Origin of the sequence: Photorhabdus akhurstii (genome assembly GCF_018448925.1) — a bacterium.
GTDB classification, from domain to species: domain Bacteria; phylum Pseudomonadota; class Gammaproteobacteria; order Enterobacterales; family Enterobacteriaceae; genus Photorhabdus; species Photorhabdus akhurstii.
The window spans coordinates 45,344-66,583 of record NZ_RCWE01000016.1 but is presented as its reverse complement, the minus strand read 5'-3'; the positions used below and the strand labels follow the sequence as shown (position 1 = coordinate 66,583).

Genomic DNA, 21,240 nt, shown 5'->3' with positions numbered 1-21,240 from the left:
TTTCCTGGAAGGACAGACTATAACCTTATCTTCTTTAGTTATTTCATATCTATCAGATTACTGATGTTTCATGTCTTTTTGATTTATTCCACCATACAATGAATCGCATCTTCCTGAAGGAATGCATTATTAAGAAAATTTGGTATAGACCGCTTCTTAAAGCGTAGAGATAACCAGCGTTCTTTTCCAGGATATTTTTCAACAACGAAACGCTCGCGTGTAGCATCCATTGCCGCAGTCATTGGTTGTGGATAGATGACGAAATCGTAACCTTTAGCTGCCCAAATCGGCATGATTATGGGACATTCTTCCATAAGATAATTTAAACAACGTATGAACGCCTGAACGGTATCAATACTTGGGTCCCGCTTTACCATTCGATCAATAAATATGCCTATGGTTTCGTTAATTGCCTCTTTATAAGCAGGATCATTGACATATAATCCTTCTATATCTTCTCGAAATGCCAAATATGATATATCGTTTAAGGCTTCATCCCAGCGGAGAATATTATTGGGAATTGAAAGTGCAGCGAGAACTTCGGAATTTCGAGCGATCCAAGAAGTACCCAATTCATATGTAAAACGATAGGCTGCTTCATAACTCATTCCCAGATAATTATGCCGCTGTAAGGTATCAGCTACCGCGATTGTGCATGAAGAAAATCCACTCTTATTAATCAGATCAATGGTTGCTGCGAGTTTATCGCCTTCATGATATTTTTGGCCGACACTGATAAGTAAGATGACCTTACTACCCGACAAGGCCGTTTTTTCTTTATCAAAATTGAATGCGGCTTTTGAAAAGAATGTGTAACTAGCCATATTCTTGCCCCCAAATTGAAGCTTTATTATCCCCTAAGCACCAATACTGTAATTTGACTTTATTCTCGTCATAAGATGATCTGCATACTCAATACGAGGATATCTTGCCGGATTATCCGCATCCTTAAATATATCTAATGGAGCTATTTGAGCATGCATGCTTGGCTCAAAAAAGAAAGGGATAGCGTATCGTTTCTTTCCAGAGCGATTTATTACCCGATGGGGAGTAGAAATAAAGTTATCGTTAGTCATCCATTTGATCATATCTCCGCTATTTAAGATAAAAGAACCCGGTTCAGGTGGAACATCAATCCATTCTCCCTCTTGATTTTTGACTTGCAGTCCCCCAATGGTATCTTGTGCTAATAAGGTCAAAAATCCATAATCCGTATGCGGGGCAATGCCATACTGGTCTTCAGGAATGATGTCTGGCTGTTCCGGGTAATATTGAAGCCTCAAGAAAATAGTCGGTTCCCTGAAATAATTATCTAATGCATCGGGGCTCAGGCCGAACGCCATTGCAAAAACTTGTACCATCCGTTTAGCCAAAGCCTGCATAGATTTATAGTATGTTGTGATCGTCTCCTTGAATTCCGGCATATCTTCCGGCCATTGATTTGGGCCTGCTAAGTTTTGTTCTAGTTTAAAGTCTTCACTTTCCTCCGATACTTCATTAGCAATAATAAAAGCCTCACTTTGATTAGGCTTATTCGCTTTTTCCAAAGTAGATAATTCAAATCGAGATGTGCTCCTCGGCATATAACCCCGAAAGAACTTATTTTGACGAATTTTTAATTTCTTATTCAGTGGTAGATTGTGGAAATCTTTTGCTGCCTGAAAAGTGGCTTGCACTAAATCTTCTGATATGCCGTGATTAATAAGGTAAGCAAACCCCACATTCGTATATATTTGGCGAACTTGATCAGCAACTGACAATAATCCCGTATCTGTATGGGTAAATATTGGCGCAAGGTCAATATGAGGTATTTTCTCAAAACTTTTCATACATGACTCTCCCTGACGACTCAATGTCAAATAATGATGAATTCTCTCCTTTAGAATATAAATCATAAGAATATTTACAGGGTAAGCATTCCGTCCCAGAAAACGGATATTTCATCCCATAAGGGATTTTTATACGTATAATGAATGAGTTGCTGAATGGCATTTGTAGCAACAAGCCTATCATTGTCAAAGAGTCGATTTTTCTAATCTCTTTTAACTAACTCTTTTTAGGTAAATTGCCGTAGCTTATGTTTGAAAGGGGAAATCAGAAAGAAAAATAGCGTTTATACAAACGCTATTATGGGAAATTAAGGATGGTTCAACCTCACCATCCTTAAAATTTATTAACTTAACCAATTATTCCACTGCAACATTTTCATCCTGATCAACCGCAAAACAGGCGATCAATTGATTACCATATTGATTCAGTTTTGGCTGACGCTGAGTACAAATGCTAAGTGCCCGGCGGCAACGCGCTGCAAACGCACAACCGGGTGGTGGGTTCATTGGGCTTGGCAATTCGCCTGTCAATTTTATCCGTTCACGGCGTAATTCAGGATTTAGCCTTGGCGTTGCTGATAATAACGCCTGTGTATAGGGGTGACGTGGATGACTGAAAATCATCTCTTTACTGCCTTTTTCCACACAACGACCGAGGTACATCACCATCACTTCATCAGCGATATGTTCAACCACCGATAAATCATGGGAAATAAAGACATAAGAGAGTCCCAGCTCTTGCTGCAAATCCATCATCAGGTTTAACACCTGCGCCCGCACCGAGACATCCAACGCGGAAACCGGTTCATCCGCAATCACCACATCCGGGTCCAACATTAAGCCGCGGGCAATCGCAATCCGTTGGCGTTGACCACCAGAGAACATGTGCGGATAACGGCTGTAGTGTTCAGTTTTTAGCCCCACTTTATCCATCATCTGCAACACTTTCTCTTTACGTTCCTGTGCGCTCAACTTGGTATTGATCCGCAGAGGTTCCTCCAGGATCTGACCAACTTTCTTACGCGGATTAAGTGAACCATAAGGATTTTGAAACACAATCTGGATTTTCTGACGACGTAGCTTTTCAGCGTCTTTATTTGGCACCAGCAGATCTTGTCCCTGATAATAAAGCTCCCCGTCAGTTGGCTTTTCAATCATCGTCAGCAATCGCCCCAGCGTGGATTTACCACACCCCGATTCCCCCACAACTGCCAGCGTTTTTCCTTTTTCCAGTTCGAAAGAGATGCCATCCAACGCTTTTACCGTTCTAGCAGGCGAAAAGAGCCCTCCTTTAATCGGATAATATTTTTTCAGATCTGTCGCTTTTAATAACGGCACAGTGGATATTTGCTGCGCCGGATAAAGATACTCACTCATACTGTCGGCCTCCCCACATCATCCAACGGTATATGGCATTTCACCTGACGTTCCCCTACCGTTCTTAATTCCGGTTCCACCTGACGACAATGGTCATTTGCATATGGACAACGTGGATTCAGTAAGCAACCAACAGGCCGGTCATATTTTCCCGGCACAACTCCCGGTAGAGAAGCAAGACGGGATTTATCCGTGGCAAATTCAGGTAATGCCCGGAGCAATGCCTGAGTATAGGGATGACGTGGCGCCCGGAAGATCTCCGATGCCTTGGCGGATTCCACCACCTGCCCAGCATACATCACGATAATGTGATGAGCGGCTTCCGCCACTAATGCTAAGTCATGAGTGATTAATATCAGCGCCATATTTTCCCGTTGTTGCAACTCCAACAACAGTTCAATAACCTGCGCCTGAATGGTGACATCCAAAGCCGTTGTTGGTTCATCAGCAATCAGTAATTTGGGCCGACAGGCAATCGCCATTGCGATCATCACCCGTTGACTCATACCACCGGATAATTGGTGCGGGTACACATCCAAACGTGATGCAGGATCAGGAATACCCACCAAGGTCAACAGATCAATCGCTCGCTGGCGACGAGTACGACGATTGCCGCCTTGATGCACTTTCAGCGCTTCCATAATCTGAAACCCAACGGTATAGCAGGGATTCAAGCTGGTCATCGGATCTTGGAAGATCATTGCCACTTCCGCACCAACCAGTTGGCGACGCTCTTGTTCGGAAATTTTGGTCAAATCACGCTGGTTAAATTCCAGTTTGTCAGCCATTACCTTGCCCGGATAATCAATCAATCCCATCACCGCCAATGAACTGACCGATTTACCAGAACCAGACTCTCCGACAATCCCGACAACCTGCCCTTGCTCAACTCGGTAACTGATGCGGTCAACGGCGCGGAACGGTGCCTCTTCGTCACCGAAGTGAACCGATAATTTTTCTACATTTAACAGTGCCATTTCACTACCTCACTACTGCTTGAGTTTAGGATCAAGTGCATCACGCAAACCGTCACCCATCAGGTTAAACGCCAACACTGTCAACAAAATTGCTATCCCGGGGAACGTCACTACCCACCAAGCACTTTGTGCAAATTGCAATACATCAGACAGCATTGTTCCCCATTCCGGTGTGGGTGGCTGCGCCCCCATCCCCAGAAAACCCAAAGCAGCCATATCAAGAATGGCATTAGAAAAACCCAGAGAAGCCTGCACAATCAGCGGCGCCAGACAGTTAGGCAGAATATTGATAAACATCTGACGCATGGAACCCGCTCCCGCCACCTGTGAAGCCGTCACATAGTCACGGTTGACTTCAACTAATACCGCAGCACGAGTTAAGCGGATGTAATGTGGCAGAGAGACAAAGGTCAACGCCAACGAAGCATTGACAATCGATGGCCCAAAGATCGCCACGAGCACCAAAGCCAGCAACAGGCTTGGCAACGCCAGCATAATATCAACGATACGCATGATGATAATATCCACCACACCACCGAAATAACCCGCCAGCACACCCAGAACCACCCCCATCAACAGGGATAGCACCACCACCAGACAACCTACCAGCAATGAAAGCCGAGCGCCGTACATCAGACGTGAAAGTAAATCGCGTCCAACATCATCAGTACCCAGAATAAATTGCCAACTTCCTCCGTCCTGCCATACCGGTGGTGTCAGCAAAGCATCACGGAACTGTTCAGACGCACTGTGTGGGGCAAGCACCCCCGCCAACAGAGCGACTAATAACATCAGCACAATATAAACCAGACCAACAACGGCCCCTTTATTGCGCTTAAAGTAATACCAGAACTCCTGCATCGGCGTCATAATCTTAGGCGCACTGATTGCAGGCTCAGTTACTTGAGACATAATGTGCTCCCTATTTTTTATGCCGGATACGCGGGTTAACGATGCCGTATAGCAAGTCAACTATCAGGTTAACCAAGATGATCATGATCGCCACCAGTAATACGCCTCCCTGCACCACCGGATAATCCCGGCGTTGAAGGGCGTCGATCAGCCAGCGTCCCAGGCCCGGCCAAGAGAAGATAGTTTCAGTCAGGATCGCCCCCGCCAGCATAATGCCCACCTGCAAACCGATAACAGTTACAACCGGCAGCAATGCATTGCGAAGCGCATGGACCACAATCACACGAATACGACTCAAGCCTTTAGCGCGTGCAGTACGGATATAATCTTCACCGAGTACTTCCAACATGGAAGAGCGGGTCATACGGACAATCACCGCCAGTGGAATCGTCCCCAAGACAACGGCAGGCAAAATGATGTGCATCACCGCATCTTTAAAATCACCGGCTTCACCCCAGAATAGGGTGTCGATTAGCATAAAACCCGTCAGCGGATAACTGTCATCAAGGAAAACACTGTCGCTTATTCGCCCGGATACCGGCGTCAGATCCAACTGGACAGAAACCAGCATGATCAACATGATCCCCCACCAGAAGATCGGCATGGAGTATCCAGTGAGAGAAAGTCCTATCGCAGTATGATCAAAAACAGAACCACGCTTTACCGCCGCCAGGACGCCAACGGGAATACCTACAGCAATAGCGAACAACATAGCGCATATCCCCAGTTCAAGCGTTGCCTTGAAACGGGGAACAAACTCCTCCCACACCGAGATACGACTTTTCATGGAGATACCCAGATCGCCATGTAACACATTACTGACATAATGAAAGTATTGCTGCCAAAGTGGTTTATCCAACCCCATTTCGGCCATTAGCTGAGCATAGCGCTCAGCAGATATTCCACGTTCCCCGGCCATAATGGTCACCGGATCGCCGGGGATCATATGGACAAAAGCAAAAGTCAGTAAAGTAATGCCAATAAACGTTGGGATTACCAACCCCAGACGTCGGAGTATGAACTGCAACATATCCCAAACTCTCTTTTTTAAATGCCGGTTACAGCTCTCAGGCCGTTTGGCTTGATAAGGGGGAGGACTTTCCCCCTTTGGCTCACAATCTTTTGGCTCACAACGTAATAAACATCTTGCCTCTACTTTTCTTGTTAGTTTTCCACCAGTTATGATCGCTTGGAGAAAACCGCCATCTTCGGTTAGAAATCAGGAAGATGGCGTATCACAACAAAGTAAGAATAGGATTATTCGAGGGACACGGTATCGAAACGGTGTTTATTACCCAATGGCTCAACAACATAGCCTTTAACTTCTTTACGAATGGGCTCATAAACAACGGAATGAGCGATAATCAGCGCTGGAACCTGTTCGTGCATCACAACCTGTGCCTGTTTATAAAGCTCGACACGTTTGGCGTGATCAGAAGCTACGCGCGCGGGCTGAATGATGTCCTCAAATGGTTTGTAGCACCATTTAGAGTAGTTAGAACCCCGCTCTTTGGCCGCACAGCTAAATAGGGTTGCGAAGAAGTTATCCGGATCACCATTGTCCCCGGTCCACCCCATCATCACAATTTGATGCTCGCCGTCTTTAGCTCGTTTCAGATATTCGCCCCATTCATAGCTGACAATTTTGGCTTTCACACCAATTTTCGCCCAGTCAGCCTGGATCATTTCCGCCATACGACGAGCATTTGGGTTATACGGACGCTGTACCGGCATTGCCCACAGATCGATAGTAAAACCATCTCCTAAACCCGCTTCTTTGAGTAACTGTTTCGCTTTTTGCGGATCATATGGATAATCTTTAATGTTATCGTTGTAACCCCATATTGTCGGTGGAATCAGGTTTTTCGCTTTTTGACCTGCTCCTTGATAAACCGCCTCAACGATAGCGTCTTTATTGACCGCCATCGTCAACGCCTGACGGACTTTAAGATTATCCAATGGTTTTTTGGTGACATTGAACGAAACATAACCCACGTTCAAGCCCGGTTGTTCTAACAAGACAATATCTTTATCTTTCTTCATACGGGCAATATCCGCTGGATTTGGATATGGCATGATCTGACATTCATTTTTCTGTAGTTTTGCATAACGAACAGATGCATCAGGAGTAATAGAGAAGACCAACCGATCTACTTTCGCTTTATCACCCCAGTAGGATTTGAACGCTTTATACAGGATACGAGAATCTTTCTGATATTGAACCAACTGGAATGGGCCAGTACCGATTGGATTCAGATCGACATTTTCCGGCGTACCGGCTTTCATCATTTTATCTGCATATTCCGCGGACATAATAGAGGCGAAATCCATCCCTATGTCAGCCAGGAACGGGGCTTCTGGACGGGTCAGTTCAAACCGGACAGTATAATCGTCAACTTTTACAATCTTATCGATCATCTCACTCATGCCCATGCCAATGAAATACTCATAGCTACCACCAGAGACTTTATGGTATGGGTGATTTTCATCTTTTTGACGCATGAAAGAGTAGATCACATCATCAGCATTAAAATCACGAGTGGGTTTGAACTCTTTATTCTCATGCCATTTAACGCCTTTGCGCAGATGGAAAGTATATGTCTTGCCATCATCACTGATATCCCATCTCTCCGCCAGCCCAGGTATGATTTCGGTGGTACCGGCTTTGAACTCAACCAAACGGTTATACAGCGGTACAGAGCTGGCGTCATAGCTTGTACCGGCAGTGAATAATTGTGGACTAAAGCCTTCCGGTGAGCCTTCGGAACAGTAAACCAATGTTTTTGCCTGAACGCTGGCGGTTACTGCCAATGCAACTAAGCTGACCCCTAGCTTCAATAACTTCGCTCTTTTAGAGAAAGTAGTCATTTCTTGCACTCCATTTGTGATGTTGTTGTGTACAGCCAGAATCTGCACTTCCTGTCCGAAACTGCGCTGTTTAGGTTTTGTTTATTATTTTCAGCTTATCAATTAAACAACTGTTGTCTCTTGCGTCAATAAGATCTCAACAGATGTCACAAACAACAGGAAAACACAAAGGAAACTAATAATTAACATAGTTAGCACAAAAATATGACAAAGAACACATTTTATAGACAAAAAGACCATAAAAAGCACATAGCGATAGTACTAATCACTATTAACCTGGGCGCAAAATTTGTGGTTGTTTGATTAATTAGTAAACGATTATTTCACGAGAAAAGATGATAACTGGTATAAAATGCTGTGCTCCGAATAAAATCGGTACCTGAAAAGTTAATCCAATAAGTATAACATCAGTTATATAAATAAATACAAAAACCTGTTACTAGTTTATCTATTTCTACTTTCCATCACCTTGGGTTTCATTAACGGTTTACCGGTAAATTTAGATAATATCTAAACGACTAAATCTAGTCTTATCCATTGATAGTTTATAGCCGCCAGAGCCAGAAATTTACTGGAAAATATAACGCCTCTCTGGTTAGCGACCATTATTATTATCTGACATATAATTCTAAATAGGTTTCAAATACCCACCCAGTTCTTCCATTCTCCTAATTTTTTCGTAATCTTGCTGGATAACATTCTTATCATGATGAACTAAGTAAACTGTCCCAGGTTGGCTAAAAACATCTTTAGTTATTTCGATTTCATCACCTTCATCAACATAAAAAATAGCTTCACAAAAAGAGGGCAATTTCTTTAGTTCTGCCATAAAATCATTAGCCGTAAATACGCCAGGACGATGATTAATCAAGCATACATTATAGGAATGATTAATCAGAGTATAAGCTTCTCTTTGTATAGCCTTATAGAAATTTTCTGGTTCAACAACAGACATGGCAGCAGCCCTAATTTGTCCTAAACCTGTTGTTAATTTTGCTATCGTCGGTCGTAATATTCCGTCTATTCTCGCGGCAATTTCAACAAGTTTTGGACCATCAGGTGTTAACATCACTTCCGCATGACTGGGGCCATTAAATATACCTAAAGCAATGACAACTTTTCTCGTATATTCTACTAAAACATTATATTCTGGATAAGAGGAATCGATAATGTCATCAATATCATAAATTATACTACCAGTATCAAGTTTGCGTTTCTTATATTTTACTACTTCGGTAATTAATTGGTGACGATTAAGCGACACCATATTAACGACATATTCAGTTCCGTTAAGAAATTCTTGTATTAAAACCTGATGATTACAGAGATTAAGTTTATTAGATTTTCCCAGTATTTTATGAAAAGCTTCCTTAGCAGAGTGCACATCTTTACAAATATAAACACCATCAGAGCCTGCACTCTCTAATGGCTTAAGTACCACAGGAAAATTATTAAAGGCTTTAATCCATTGTTCCGCAGCAGGCCAATCTGAAAATCTGCCTTGCTCAGCCGCAGGAATTCCACATTTTTTCAGTGTATCAATCATCTCATATTTATTGCGCCTTGCAGATGTCTTAGCAAAATCATTTCTATAATTCAATTCAAAATGATTATTAAGCTCATCAGCAAGCGAAACACCACTTTCACTCCCGGCAATAATAAATTCAACTTCCTGTTTTTTAAGGAAGTTGACTGTATCTTCTATCGTGTCGTGAACATGGCGCTCTTGGTAGATTGAATAATCAAATCCTTTATAATAATAACTATGTAAATCCGGTTTCGAAGCTATATGCAAGAGATAACACCCTTTCTCATACAACGCTTTAGCCATAAATTTACCGGAAGAAAAACCATCTACAATAGCAACCTTTTTCATTTTATACCTCGTTATACCCTATTTGTCTTTTTTATCTTACTCACACCAAGAATAGTTAATAAAGAAACTATAACCGAAACTGCGATCAGACTTTCAACAGAAAACGCTATACGTGAGTCAAGATATTGAAAAAGAATCGTAAATACAGGTATTAACAAAAATAACAAAGAGACATGAAGCGGGGTAATGGCATTAATTGTTTTCTGTACGAGATAGATTGGAAGTAAGTGTCCGACTATAACCAGAATTAACATCGGAAGAATCATCTCAATATCCAAGCTAAGAGAAACATCGGATATTGAAATATAACAAAATGAAATTACTACCATTAAAATATTTCTAACAGACAATATCTCATATGTTTGCCATTTTTCCTTGAATAATTTCTTAGAAAAAATAGTGTATAATACTGTTCCTACAGCACTAAGTATCACACTAACAATACCAATAATCCTGTCCTGAATTGAGGTTGATGATAATCCACTATTTCCTAAGAATGAATTTACCAGCATCACACCTACCCCAATGAGAACTAACCAGGATATGACAACTTCCAATTTTTCTGTTTTTGCCTCGCTTTTATCGATAAAAGATGAGAGGAGGATAGTGATTGCAGGGCCGCAAGCCACTGAAGCAACACCTACTATTGCAGGCTCAAGAAAGCGTAGCGCAATGATTAATCCTCCCCAATTTAGTAAAATTGAGACATTAACAATTAACACCAATAAGGTGTTATTGCGGATCTTCACGATTAATTGATTAATCCCTTTGCAAATACTTATCATCACAAACAACAAAGTAGATGATACGAAGCAATAAAAGATAACAATAGCTGAATTTATCGATTGCGTTAGATACGCAACAAACACATCAAATGCTGCACTGATGAGGCAAAAAACAACCCCATATACTACGCCATTATACGAATACATATATCACCTATCGTTCTTTTATTCTAAAAAGTAAATTTCCGACATTAGAGCCCTCTTATTATTGCAAATTCATCTTTAATCGTTATTGTCTTCATATTTGTTATTAATCAATAACCTTAACACTTTTATGATCAAGATAAATTTTCATAATCGTTTTCACCTCTATGCCCGTTTTATCTTTCACCTTATTTTTACCATTATTCTGGATTTTCTCTACCGCACAGATAACATCTTTAATCTCACCCCCTCTCTTTTGTACCGCTTCTATAAGGGATATCACTGCCCCTCCAGTACTTAACGTATCATCAATAATAGAGACGCGATCACCTGGCTCTATTCCATTGAGATACATTTTTCCCTCAAAATATTCAGAGCTGATCTGTACAACAGTATTATTCATCTCGTCCAAACAATAGGGATACCACCTAGCCATTGCTAATGGTATTCCTGTAAGGAGGGAGATAGCTGTTGCCAGTGGAGCGCCTTTATCTTCTTCTGTAACAATTTTATCTACTTTAAGATCCATTAATTGGATTATTCTATGAGCAACCTCGATCAAAACCTGGGGCCTCAATGCAGGTAATTGATCTGTAAATTCATTAACTGTTGTAAGTGCTCTCCCCGAATTAACAACCCTTGCGTTTTCATAAACATCTTCTAATAACATTTTCAATCTGCCTTATATTCAGGATAAATACCATCCCAACGACTTTTATATTTCCATGCACTATCAAAGAATAACGTAATGAATACTTTATTATGCACTTTTTGCAGCATCCTCTCACATACTAGTAAATTAGCACCACAGGTAGGACCTATACCAAGATCATCGCTTAATATAAATTCTTTCATTCTTTTCCATGCATCATCCCCCTCTACTGTATATACCTCATCAATTAATTCTTGGACAGTATTGACCGAAAGAACACCCGCGCCAAGCCCCATCAAATTATGATTATGATGTTCAAAATGAAGGCCGTTTCTCAGTGCATATAATGGCGCAGAACTATTTACTTCAATACCAATTGTTTTTATATTGCTATATTCTCTTTTTAATATTTCGGCAATTCCTGAGAAAGTTCCACCTGTACCTATCGAGCAAATAAAATAATCTGGAATAAGATTATTTTCTTTTAATTCTTTGACGATCTCCTCTCCACATATATTCCAAGCTTCCTTATTTAAGGTTGTACCTGATTGGTCAAGAAAAAAGACATCATCTCCGCTTTCAGCACAATCTTTTGCTGCCGAAACAGCCCCATTCAGAAACAGTTCCTTTGGTGTCTCATAAATTTCCGCACCATAAGATCTTATTTGCTCTTTACGCTCATCTGTCATGCCTTCCGGCATAAATATCTTGACCTTATACCCTTTCTCTCTTCCTATCCATGCTAGTGCCGCCCCGCCATTGCCAGTCGAACAGTCGATCAATGTCATGCCTGGCCGTATCTTACCTTCTTTTTCTAATGTATTAACGATATGCAAAAATGTCCTATCTTTATGGCTGCCAGTAGGATTTCGATATTCACACTTCGAAAATACTCGATTACCGTTTATTCTAAACTTATCAAGTTCGAGTAAAATCGTGTTACCTATGTTATTTAATTTCACATTTACATTCCATTTGATGTTCATAGAAGATAATATTCATACACCATTCTTATGTTTTTTCAATCAAGTCATTTAATGAATGAGAGATATTTCTCAGATGGATAAATTAAGCCTTATTTATCATGAAATTAATAAAATAGAGGGATAAGAATAAATACATTAAATATCATTAATAATAATTAATTGTTATTTTTTTACTATGATATTATTAGTATATACGTAATTTACATATGGACTTTCTTGATTAATTGAGTAAGTTTATATAATAAAAACAACATGTTTACTCTAGAAGTAAACATGTCCATATTCCTTTAAATAATTACTTATTTTCATCAGCACAAAAAGCAGCCTCATAGAAAAAGGGGCATCTTTGTAATTACACTATAAAATCATTAACCATAACCTTACCAAAAGAAAAATCATCTACAATAGCAGTCTTTTTCATTCTATACCCTATTTGTCTTTTTTATCTTACTCACCCCAAGAATGATTAATAAAGAAACTATAACCGAAGCTGCAATCAAACTTTCAACAGAAAACGCTATACGTGAATCAAGATATTGAAAAATGATCGTAAATACAGGTATTAGCAGAAATAACAAAGAGACATGAAGAGGGGTAATGGCATTAATTGTCTTTAATACTAGATAGATTGGAAGTAAATGTCCAACGATAACAAGAATCGACATCGGAAGAATCATATCGATATCTAAACTAAGAGAAACACTGGATACTGAAACATAAAAAAATGAAAGTACTACCATTAAAATACTTCTAACAGACAATATCTCATACGTTTGCCATTTCTCCTTGAATAATTTCTTAGAAAAAATAGTGTATAATACTGTTCCTATGGCGCCAAATATCACACTAACAATACCAATAATCCTGTCCTGAATTGAAGTTGATGAAAACCCACTATTTCCCAAAAATGAATTTACCAGCATCACACCTACCCCAATGAGAACTAACCAGGATATGACAACTTCCAATTTTTCTGTTTTTGCTTCGTCTTTATCGATAAAAGATGAGAGAAGGATAGTTATCGCAGGGCCGCAAGCTACTGAAGCGACACCCACTATTGCAGGTTCAAGAAAACGTAGCGCAATGATTAATCCTCCCCAATTTAGTAAAATTGAGACATTAATAATCACCACCAATAAAAAATTTTTGCGGATCTTTTCAATTAATTGATCAATCCCTTTGAAAATGCTTATCATCATAAATAATAAAGTAGATGATGTGAAACAATAGAATATGACAATAGCTGAGTTTATCGATTGTGTTAAATACGCAACAAACACATCAAATGCTGCACTGATAAGGCAAAAAATAACCCCATATACTACACCACTATGTGAAGACATATATCACCTATTATTCTCTTATTCCAAAAAGTAAATTTCCGACATTGGATTCCTTTTGTTATTGCGGATTCATATTTAATCTCACCTGTCTCAATATTTCCTGTCGAACAGTCAATCAATGTCATGTTTGGCCGTATCTTAACTTCTTTTCCTAACGTATTAACGATATGCAAAAATATCCTATCTTTATGTCTACTGATAGAATTTTGATATTCACACTTTGAAAATACTCGATTGCCGTTTATTCTAAACTTATTAATTTCAAGTAAAACTGTGTTACCTATATCATTTAATTCCACATTTACATTCCATTTGATGTTCATAGAAGATAATATTCATACACCATTCTTACGTTTTTTCAATCAAGTCATTTAATGAATGAGAGATATTTCTCAGATGGATAAATTAAATATCACGGATAGTAATTAAATGTTATTTTTTACTATGATATTATTAGTATATACGTAATTTTTCTACAGGATTACTGACACAAGAGATTAAATAAAACTCAAGTTAAATAGCATAATTTATATATGGATTTTTAAATTTATCAATAAAATCCGATAAATTTACCAAAGAAAAATAGTTATATCTTCTTGCCATTATTCTAGCCATATAAACAGAATATCTTTCAATATACTCAGATAAAGTCGCCACATGACTAATATGGCGAAGCATGTTGACATAAAGTTAAAAATACAGCATTAGGTGTTGTTATCTGAACAACCTCCTTATTAGAGAATGCTATCTTGTCTCCAAGGATGACGATGCATTTTTGTACCCGATTTTCGTATCACTTTCTCAACAGCAACCTGAATCGGTAAAAACTCATTTAACATCAATTCGTTGATCGATTCGAAATGGGGTTTATCTAACTCTGACTTTCGATAATTTTTGACATTTTTACGAGATTAAGTTAGATCAAATTTCTGTATAAATATCTTAATGGAGATGTAATGAACCTATATAAAAATTAAAAAATTCATACCAGGATTATGCGGGATCACATTAAAAAAATGGAAAGTCAATGGAAATGTTATCTACTGAAAAAAAATTCTTAAAAGAAACGAACAATCAGATATTACCACTCCATTCAACATTGCTGCACGAGAATTCACCATCATTTATTGTCCAAGGTGAAACCCCTCGTTGTGGCCAAATTATTCAAAAAGGCGACCACGCGCTAATAGGGATAAGCCCCTTTAACTCGCGTTTTTCAAAGGACTATGTAGTGGACCTTATTCAGTGGTCAAGTCATTACTTCCAGCAAGTCGACATATTGTTACCTTGTGAACGTGAAGCTTCACGCCTTTTAGTCGCTGGTGGAACTGAGAATGCTAAGGCAATCAAGAAAACACAACGAGAAATTAGACGTCATTTATGTAACCTTGATTATGCGATGTCCATAGCAATGCTAAAAAGTAAGCAAATCAGAGTCATTCAATTTAGTGACTTCGCACTAAACCATGACTATCAATCTCTTAAAACACAAGTTGAAAACGCGTTTAATGAATCAGAATCTTTTAAAAAAATTTGTATTGATATGTCCTTTCAAGCCATAAAAGGGCGACTAAAAGGTACCGGGCAATACTTTGGTCTAATTGACCTACAATTAGTATATAAAGCGTTACCATATATTTTCGCTGAAATTCCCTTCTACCTCGATACCCCTCGATTACTTGGGGTAAAATATTCTACGTTACTTTATCATCGTCCTTGGCCAATCGGAAAAGGGTTGTTTAACGGTAGTTATCCTATACAAGTAGGAGATAAACAAAGTTACGGAATCGTTACTCAATTATAAAATCCAAACAGTCTGATGAAATAGTAATTGTATTTAAAGTTAATAAGCTCTTAGTACCAAATATCTTTAGAAAGGAAGCGCAATAATGGCTAAATTAAGTTCTTTTAGTATTCACGAACCAACATTCATAAAAAATCCTTATGATTTTTACGACATCTTGCATAAACAAGATTTAGTTTATTTTGAACAATCCCAAAACAGCTATTTTATTGGCAAATATGAGGATGTTGACGCTATTTTAAAATCCTCAATTTTCAATACTAAGCCATTAACTGCACTTGCCGAACCGGTTATGGGGGATCGCGTTCTTGCTCAAATGGAAGGTGAAGAGCATGCGTGTAAACGAAAACTCATAATGCAAGGACTTTCAAAAGATTATTTTAATCGCTACTACGAACCCATGATTCGAAAGATTACTGAAGATCTCTTACAACCTTATATGGAAAAAGGAAATATAGATATTGTTAATGACTTTGGCCGCGACTATGCCGTATTAGTAACATTAGGTATTCTCGGACTGCCAAGTGATAACTATCGTGATATAGCTGAATGGCACAAGGGTATCGCCAGTTTTATTACCCAGTTTGACCAAACAGAACCAGAAAAAATGCACAGTCTTGAATGTAGTCAGAAATTAATTCGCTTACTAAACCCTATAATAGATCAGAGACGGCGTAATCCTAGCGGGGACATTATATCTATATTCTGTCAAGATACAGGGATGTCCATGAGTGAAATTACAGCACTGTGTTTAAACATTCTATTAGCTGCGATAGAACCTGCTGACAAGATATTAGCAATGATGCTTAATCACTTAATATCTAATCCCAGTATGCTTGATGCAGTGCTCAAAGATCGCAGTCTGGTTCGAGATGCATTTGAAGAAACTTTACGTCTGACATCACCTGTACAACTAATTCCAAGAGAAGCGAGTGAAGACGTCACTATTTCTGGTATCGATATACCTAAAGGCGCTGTAATATTTTGTATGATTGGCGCAGCTAATCGCGATCCATCGGTTTTTCACAAACCAAATGAATTTGATCTATATCGAAGAAAAAATACAACTTCTCAACAGAAAGCAAATCGAAAAAGACATTTAGCTTTTGGAGCAGGTACTCATGCCTGTGCTGCGGCTGCGTTTTCACTCAGTCAGTTGGAAGTCTCATCCAATATTATTTTGGATCGCCTGCACAATTTACGTTTTGCTGATAACTATCATTATCAAGAAACAGGTGTGTATACACGAGGACCTTCTAAACTCCTTTTGAGTTTTGATCCAAAAATATCTTCCATTCCAAAACATGGTAGCCTGATCTGAAAATGACTATGGGAACGATGGAATAAGAACATAAAGTTCATACTGTGGTGTAACAAGGAACACTATCACCTATATGGGACAGCGACATAATGGTAAGTATGTGGCAATTCTGGAAAAATATCAGACTTGTGTGAAATAGTTCAGAAGATCCATCTGAAATACTGATCAAAGGGATGCCGGAAGTAGGCATCCCTTGAAACCAGCCAGGAGATACCTACATTTTATTATCGAAAAGAGGTGACTCATGATGATGAATACAGTCAATAATTAAACAGATTACCTGATACATTGACACCTCGATGCTCAATGTATACTATGCCGTTATGAACAAGTCGAAGAAAACACTTAACACTGTTGGACGAACCACAGTGGACTACACTGATAGAATGTACTGGAATGGCATCATTAAGATGAGCTTATCCAAGTTTTTCATTCTCAGTGTCTTACAACAACGGCCTATGCACGGTTACGAAATTGCCCGTGAGGTTGAACATTCTACCCAAGGGTGTTGTTCACCTACTGAAGGTACGATTTATCCGGTACTGCGTGAGTTTGAGCAGGGTGGATATGTCACGGTACACAACGAAACCGTTGCAGGTCGTGGACGCAAAGTATACACATTAACAGATAAAGGACGTAAAGCTTTTACTGTCGCGGTAGAAGCTTGGATGGAAGTCGCCGCACATATCAATCGTCAGCAATGACGATTTTTTTTGATTTTATACATTGATCATCTATGCATTGATCAGGAATATGAGAACCCATTGTAAATCTGGCGCCAAATTACCGAAACGTAATATCGGCCTATTAATGATTTAATTTGAAGGAAATAGATATGAACGAACAATCGATTAAACAGCGAATCGAAGACATACAACACTATTATGGCAAAACCCTATCTAGTAGAGAGGATCTTGCTATAAATGTATGCGCGGTGGACAACACCACTTCAGACAGAATCAGAGAAATTCTTAAACTTATCCATCCTGATGTACAGAGCCGTTTTTATGGTTGTGGTACGCCTTTTCCTCCCTTGTTAGAAGGAACAACAGTATTAGACTTGGGATGTGGGAGTGGGCGTGATTGTTTTATTCTGTCTCACCTCGTAGGTACTGAGGGTAAAGTTATTGGTATTGACGCAACGGCAGAACAAATCGAATTTGCCCAGCGTTTTGTGGATTATCATCGTCAAATCTTTAACTATTCATCCACCAATGTGCATTTTCAGCAAGGCTATATCGAGTCGCTAGAACAACTTAATTTACCACCTGAAAGTATCGACGTTATCGTCTCAAACTGTGTCATCAATCTATCTGTATCTAAAGCAAGTGTGTTGGCTGGTATGGCCCGTTTACTTAAATCGGGTGGTGAAATCTATTTTTCTGACATTTTTTTGGATAGAAGGCTGGACCAATCACTGAAAAATGACCAACAAGTTGTTTGTGAGTGTATTGGTGATGCATTGTATTTTGAAGATTTCATACGGCTGGCAAAAGCAGCCGGTTTTAATGATGTTCGTGTCGTTAATAGCAGTTTGAAATCCATAAATAATAAGGAGATCGAAGCAAAACTGGGCGGTGCAAAACTGTATTCAATGACGCTGAGGCTGTTAAAATTAGATTTGGAAGACCGTTGTGAGGATTATGGTCAAGTTGCCATTTACAAAGGCAATTTATCGGATGCCCCGGATCAGTTTGTGCTTGATCGAGAACATATTTTTGAAACAGGTAGAGCGGTCCCAGTATGCCGGAATACTGCCGATATGATCAGCAAAAGTCGTTACCATACACTTTTTGATTTAATTGGTGATGGGAAAAAACATTATGGCCTTTTCAACGGTGGAAGGCCGAAGCATTTTGATGCTGATAGCAAAGTTATGCAAGCTTATGCACCAAACGGCTGTGGCTGTTAGAGTAAACAGCCAGATGACAAAAAGCCTTACAGCAATCACTGTAAGGCTTCTCTATTTCTTCAAGCCTGCGGCTTATTTGACAGCCCCAAACTCTAAATTGGTCGGCGAGAGAGGATTCGAACCTCCGACCCACTGGTCCCAAACCAGTTGCGCTACCAAGCTGCGCTACTCGCCGAAAACGAGCCGAATCTTACTGCGCTCGCTACAGGCCGTCAATACCTTTTTGATAATCATGGGTTAGTTGCTGATAAAAACAGCGTGAACGTCGCTATGCCGCACTTTCACACAGTTTTTATAAAAAATTTTATCTGTAGAGGAAAAACTACGGTTCCGGCGACTGTTTTCACTACCGCCGAAACCGATTATTTCAGGTCATTATTGCAGTAACGAAATATCAGCAACTCTCAGGAACAGGTCACGCAATTCACTTAACAGGGTTAAGCGATTTACTCGCACCTGTAAGTCTTCATCCATCACCATCACATTGACAAAGAAAACATCGACAGCTTCACGCAAAGATGCCAACTCAATCAGCGCTTCCTGATAGCATCCTTGAGCAAATAAAGGTGCCAGCTTATCCTGCAAAGCCACCAGATGTGTTGCCAGTTTCACCTCTTCCGGCGCTTTCAACGCAGAAACATCTACCTTCTCGTTCAATGTCTCTTCTGATTTCGCCAGAATGTTAGAAACACGCTTATTCGCTGCGGCTAACGCTGCGGCTTCATCCAGTGTACGGAAGTGAGTCACCGCTTTAACACGAGCATCGAAATCAGCAGGCTGCGTCGGACGACGTGCTAATACTGCCTGAATGGTATCAATGCTGTAGCCCTGCTCCTGATACCAGGCGCGGAAACGGCCAAGCATAAACTCCACCACATCATCCGTAACCTTGGTATTTGTCAGCTTGTCGCCATACAAACGAACCGCTTCTTCTGTCAATGTCTGCAAATCCAGAGGCAGTTTTTTCTCAACGATAATACGCAGAGCGCCCAACGCAGCACGACGCAACGCAAACGGATCTTTATCACCTTTCGGATGCTGACCGATACCAAAAATACCCGCCAGAGTATCCATTTTGTCAGCGATCGCTAACGCACAAGAAACGCCGGTAGAAGGCAGTTCATCTCCGGCAAAACGCGGTTGATACTGTTCATTCAATGCCAGAGCAACATCCTCTGCTTCACCGTCATGACGGGCGTAATGCATCCCCATCACACCTTGTGTATCGGTGAACTCAAATACCATGTTGGTCATCAAGTCACATTTGGACAGCAAACCAGCACGGGTAGCATGATTCACATCAGCGCCGATTTTCTCTGCAATCCAACCGGCCAACGCCTGAATACGAGCGGTTTTATCACGCAAAGTACCAAGCTGTTTCTGGAACAGCACTGTTTCCAGACGAGGTAGATTGTCTTCCAGACGCTGTTTACGATCCGTCTTAAAGAAGAATTCAGCGTCAGCTAAGCGTGGGCGGACTACCTTTTCATTACCGTCAATGATTTGTTGTGGATCAGAAGATTCAATGTTGGCAACAAAAATAAAATTCGCCATCAACTTGCCGGCATTGTCGTAAACCGGGAAGTATTTTTGGTCACCTTTCATGGTGTAAACCAACGCTTCTGACGGCACAGCAAGGAATTTCTCTTCAAATTTCGCCGTCAGCACAACCGGCCATTCAACCAGTGAAGTGACTTCTTCCAGCAGGCTGTCACTGATGTCAGCAATACCGCCCAGCTTAATCGCCGCCTGTTCTACATCTTGTTTAATGAACGCCTTACGGATTGTATAATCTGCAATCACTTTACCGCGTTGCTGCAAAATCGCGGGATACTGTTCTGCATTATCAATCGTAAATTCAGAGTCACCCATAAAGCGGTGGCCACGAATGACACGCGCGGATTTAATACCCAGAATTTCGCCTTCAATCAGTTCATCACCAAACAACATGGTAACGGTATGAACTGGACGAACAAACTGAGTCTCTTTATCGCTCCAACGCATCAGTTTAGGGATGGGCAACTTACTCAGAGCGTGATTGACCATACCCGACAATAGCTCTGTTGCACGGCGGCCTTTTACCAGCGCGCGATACAATAGCCATTCGCCTTTATCTGTCACTAAACGTTCAGCCTGAGCCGCCGTGATACCACAACCGCGAGCCCAACCTTCTGCCGCTTTTGTCGGTTTACCCTCAGCATCAAATGCCTGAGCAATCGCCGGACCGCGTTTTTCTACTTCACGATCAGCTTGCGCCTCATCCAGATTAGCAACTTTCAGCGCCAGACGGCGCGGCGTTGCAAACCAGCTTACTTCACCATACGCCAAATTCGCGTTATCCAACTCTGCCGCAAAATTAGCAGCAAATGATTCAGCCAATGAACGAAGAGCCTTCGGCGGCAACTCTTCTGTGCCGATTTCCACCAGGAAAGTCTGTTGAGTCATGACAGCCTC

The 21,240-nt window shown here is 40.4% G+C and carries 17 protein-coding genes and 1 tRNA gene; 4 read left to right on the top strand and 14 right to left on the bottom strand.

Features of this window, described 5'->3' with window-relative positions:
• Nucleotides 1-83: 83 nt before the first annotated feature.
• The 12 genes from EAE93_RS16515 to EAE93_RS16460 all read right to left on the bottom strand — a co-directional run bounded on the left by EAE93_RS16515 (nt 84) and on the right by EAE93_RS16460 (nt 13,749).
• Nucleotides 84-824, bottom strand: coding sequence for a hypothetical protein (locus EAE93_RS16515; protein ID WP_036814346.1), 741 nt, complete (start codon nt 822-824; stop codon nt 84-86).
• A gap of 33 nt (nt 825-857) precedes the next feature.
• The gene (locus tag EAE93_RS16510) at nt 858-1,829 is read right to left on the bottom strand and encodes an isopenicillin N synthase family dioxygenase (RefSeq protein WP_036814341.1); all 972 of its coding nucleotides are present in this window, start codon (nt 1,827-1,829) and stop codon (nt 858-860) included.
• Between the two features lie 357 nt (nt 1,830-2,186).
• Entirely contained in the window at nt 2,187-3,206 is a 1,020-nt protein-coding gene (gene dppF, locus EAE93_RS16505; RefSeq protein ID WP_036814335.1) for a dipeptide ABC transporter ATP-binding subunit DppF, read from the bottom strand.
• Nucleotides 3,203-4,183, bottom strand: a complete 981-nt coding sequence (gene dppD, locus EAE93_RS16500) for a dipeptide ABC transporter ATP-binding protein (protein WP_036814330.1) — start codon at nt 4,181-4,183, stop codon at nt 3,203-3,205. Before dppD ends, dppF begins: the two co-directional genes overlap by 4 nt.
• 12 nt (nt 4,184-4,195) lie before the next feature.
• Nucleotides 4,196-5,095, bottom strand: a complete 900-nt coding sequence (gene dppC / locus EAE93_RS16495; protein WP_214040121.1) for a dipeptide ABC transporter permease DppC — start codon at nt 5,093-5,095, stop codon at nt 4,196-4,198.
• Between the two features lie 10 nt (nt 5,096-5,105).
• A complete protein-coding gene (gene dppB / locus EAE93_RS16490; protein WP_036814325.1) occupies nt 5,106-6,125 on the bottom strand; it encodes a dipeptide ABC transporter permease DppB in 1,020 nt (339 codons plus the stop codon).
• Between the two features lie 227 nt (nt 6,126-6,352).
• Nucleotides 6,353-7,963 (bottom strand): dipeptide ABC transporter periplasmic-binding protein DppA, encoded by a 1,611-nt coding sequence (gene dppA / locus EAE93_RS16485; RefSeq protein ID WP_036814323.1) that lies wholly within the window; start codon nt 7,961-7,963, stop codon nt 6,353-6,355.
• A 628-nt stretch (nt 7,964-8,591) separates the two neighbouring features.
• The gene (locus EAE93_RS16480) at nt 8,592-9,839 is read right to left on the bottom strand and encodes an ATP-grasp domain-containing protein (RefSeq protein ID WP_214040120.1); all 1,248 of its coding nucleotides are present in this window, start codon (nt 9,837-9,839) and stop codon (nt 8,592-8,594) included.
• A gap of 11 nt (nt 9,840-9,850) precedes the next feature.
• Nucleotides 9,851-10,771 carry a DMT family transporter gene (locus EAE93_RS16475; RefSeq protein WP_110086671.1) on the bottom strand — a complete coding sequence of 307 codons (921 nt, stop codon included), beginning with the start codon at nt 10,769-10,771 and terminating at the stop codon, nt 9,851-9,853.
• 103 nt (nt 10,772-10,874) lie between these two features.
• Nucleotides 10,875-11,438, bottom strand: a complete 564-nt coding sequence (locus EAE93_RS16470) for a phosphoribosyltransferase family protein (RefSeq protein WP_036814321.1) — start codon at nt 11,436-11,438, stop codon at nt 10,875-10,877.
• Between the two features lie 2 nt (nt 11,439-11,440).
• Nucleotides 11,441-12,382 (bottom strand): cysteine synthase family protein, encoded by a 942-nt coding sequence (locus tag EAE93_RS16465; RefSeq protein WP_046395278.1) that lies wholly within the window; start codon nt 12,380-12,382, stop codon nt 11,441-11,443.
• A 446-nt stretch (nt 12,383-12,828) separates the two neighbouring features.
• Nucleotides 12,829-13,749, bottom strand: a complete 921-nt coding sequence (locus EAE93_RS16460; RefSeq protein WP_110087118.1) for a DMT family transporter — start codon at nt 13,747-13,749, stop codon at nt 12,829-12,831.
• A gap of 1,027 nt (nt 13,750-14,776) precedes the next feature.
• Between EAE93_RS16460 and EAE93_RS16455 the strand changes: the two genes are divergently transcribed.
• The 4 genes from EAE93_RS16455 to EAE93_RS16440 all read left to right on the top strand — a co-directional run bounded on the left by EAE93_RS16455 (nt 14,777) and on the right by EAE93_RS16440 (nt 18,786).
• The gene (locus EAE93_RS16455) at nt 14,777-15,553 is read left to right on the top strand and encodes a tRNA-dependent cyclodipeptide synthase (RefSeq protein ID WP_235319518.1); all 777 of its coding nucleotides are present in this window, start codon (nt 14,777-14,779) and stop codon (nt 15,551-15,553) included.
• A gap of 85 nt (nt 15,554-15,638) precedes the next feature.
• Nucleotides 15,639-16,874: a cytochrome P450, cyclodipeptide synthase-associated gene (locus tag EAE93_RS16450; protein ID WP_036814311.1), complete on the top strand. Its 1,236-nt coding sequence runs from the start codon at nt 15,639-15,641 to the stop codon at nt 16,872-16,874.
• A gap of 368 nt (nt 16,875-17,242) precedes the next feature.
• A complete protein-coding gene (locus EAE93_RS16445) occupies nt 17,243-17,578 on the top strand; it encodes a PadR family transcriptional regulator (protein WP_214040119.1) in 336 nt (111 codons plus the stop codon).
• 131 nt (nt 17,579-17,709) lie between these two features.
• The gene (locus EAE93_RS16440) at nt 17,710-18,786 is read left to right on the top strand and encodes a methyltransferase domain-containing protein (protein ID WP_250151065.1); all 1,077 of its coding nucleotides are present in this window, start codon (nt 17,710-17,712) and stop codon (nt 18,784-18,786) included.
• Nucleotides 18,787-18,884: 98 nt separating this feature from the next.
• Here the strand turns inward: EAE93_RS16440 and EAE93_RS16435 are convergent.
• Nucleotides 18,885-18,961, bottom strand: a tRNA-Pro gene (locus tag EAE93_RS16435).
• Nucleotides 18,962-19,161: 200 nt separating this feature from the next.
• The gene (glyS, locus tag EAE93_RS16430; protein WP_214040118.1) at nt 19,162-21,231 is read right to left on the bottom strand and encodes a glycine--tRNA ligase subunit beta; all 2,070 of its coding nucleotides are present in this window, start codon (nt 21,229-21,231) and stop codon (nt 19,162-19,164) included.
• Nucleotides 21,232-21,240: the final 9 nt, after the last annotated feature.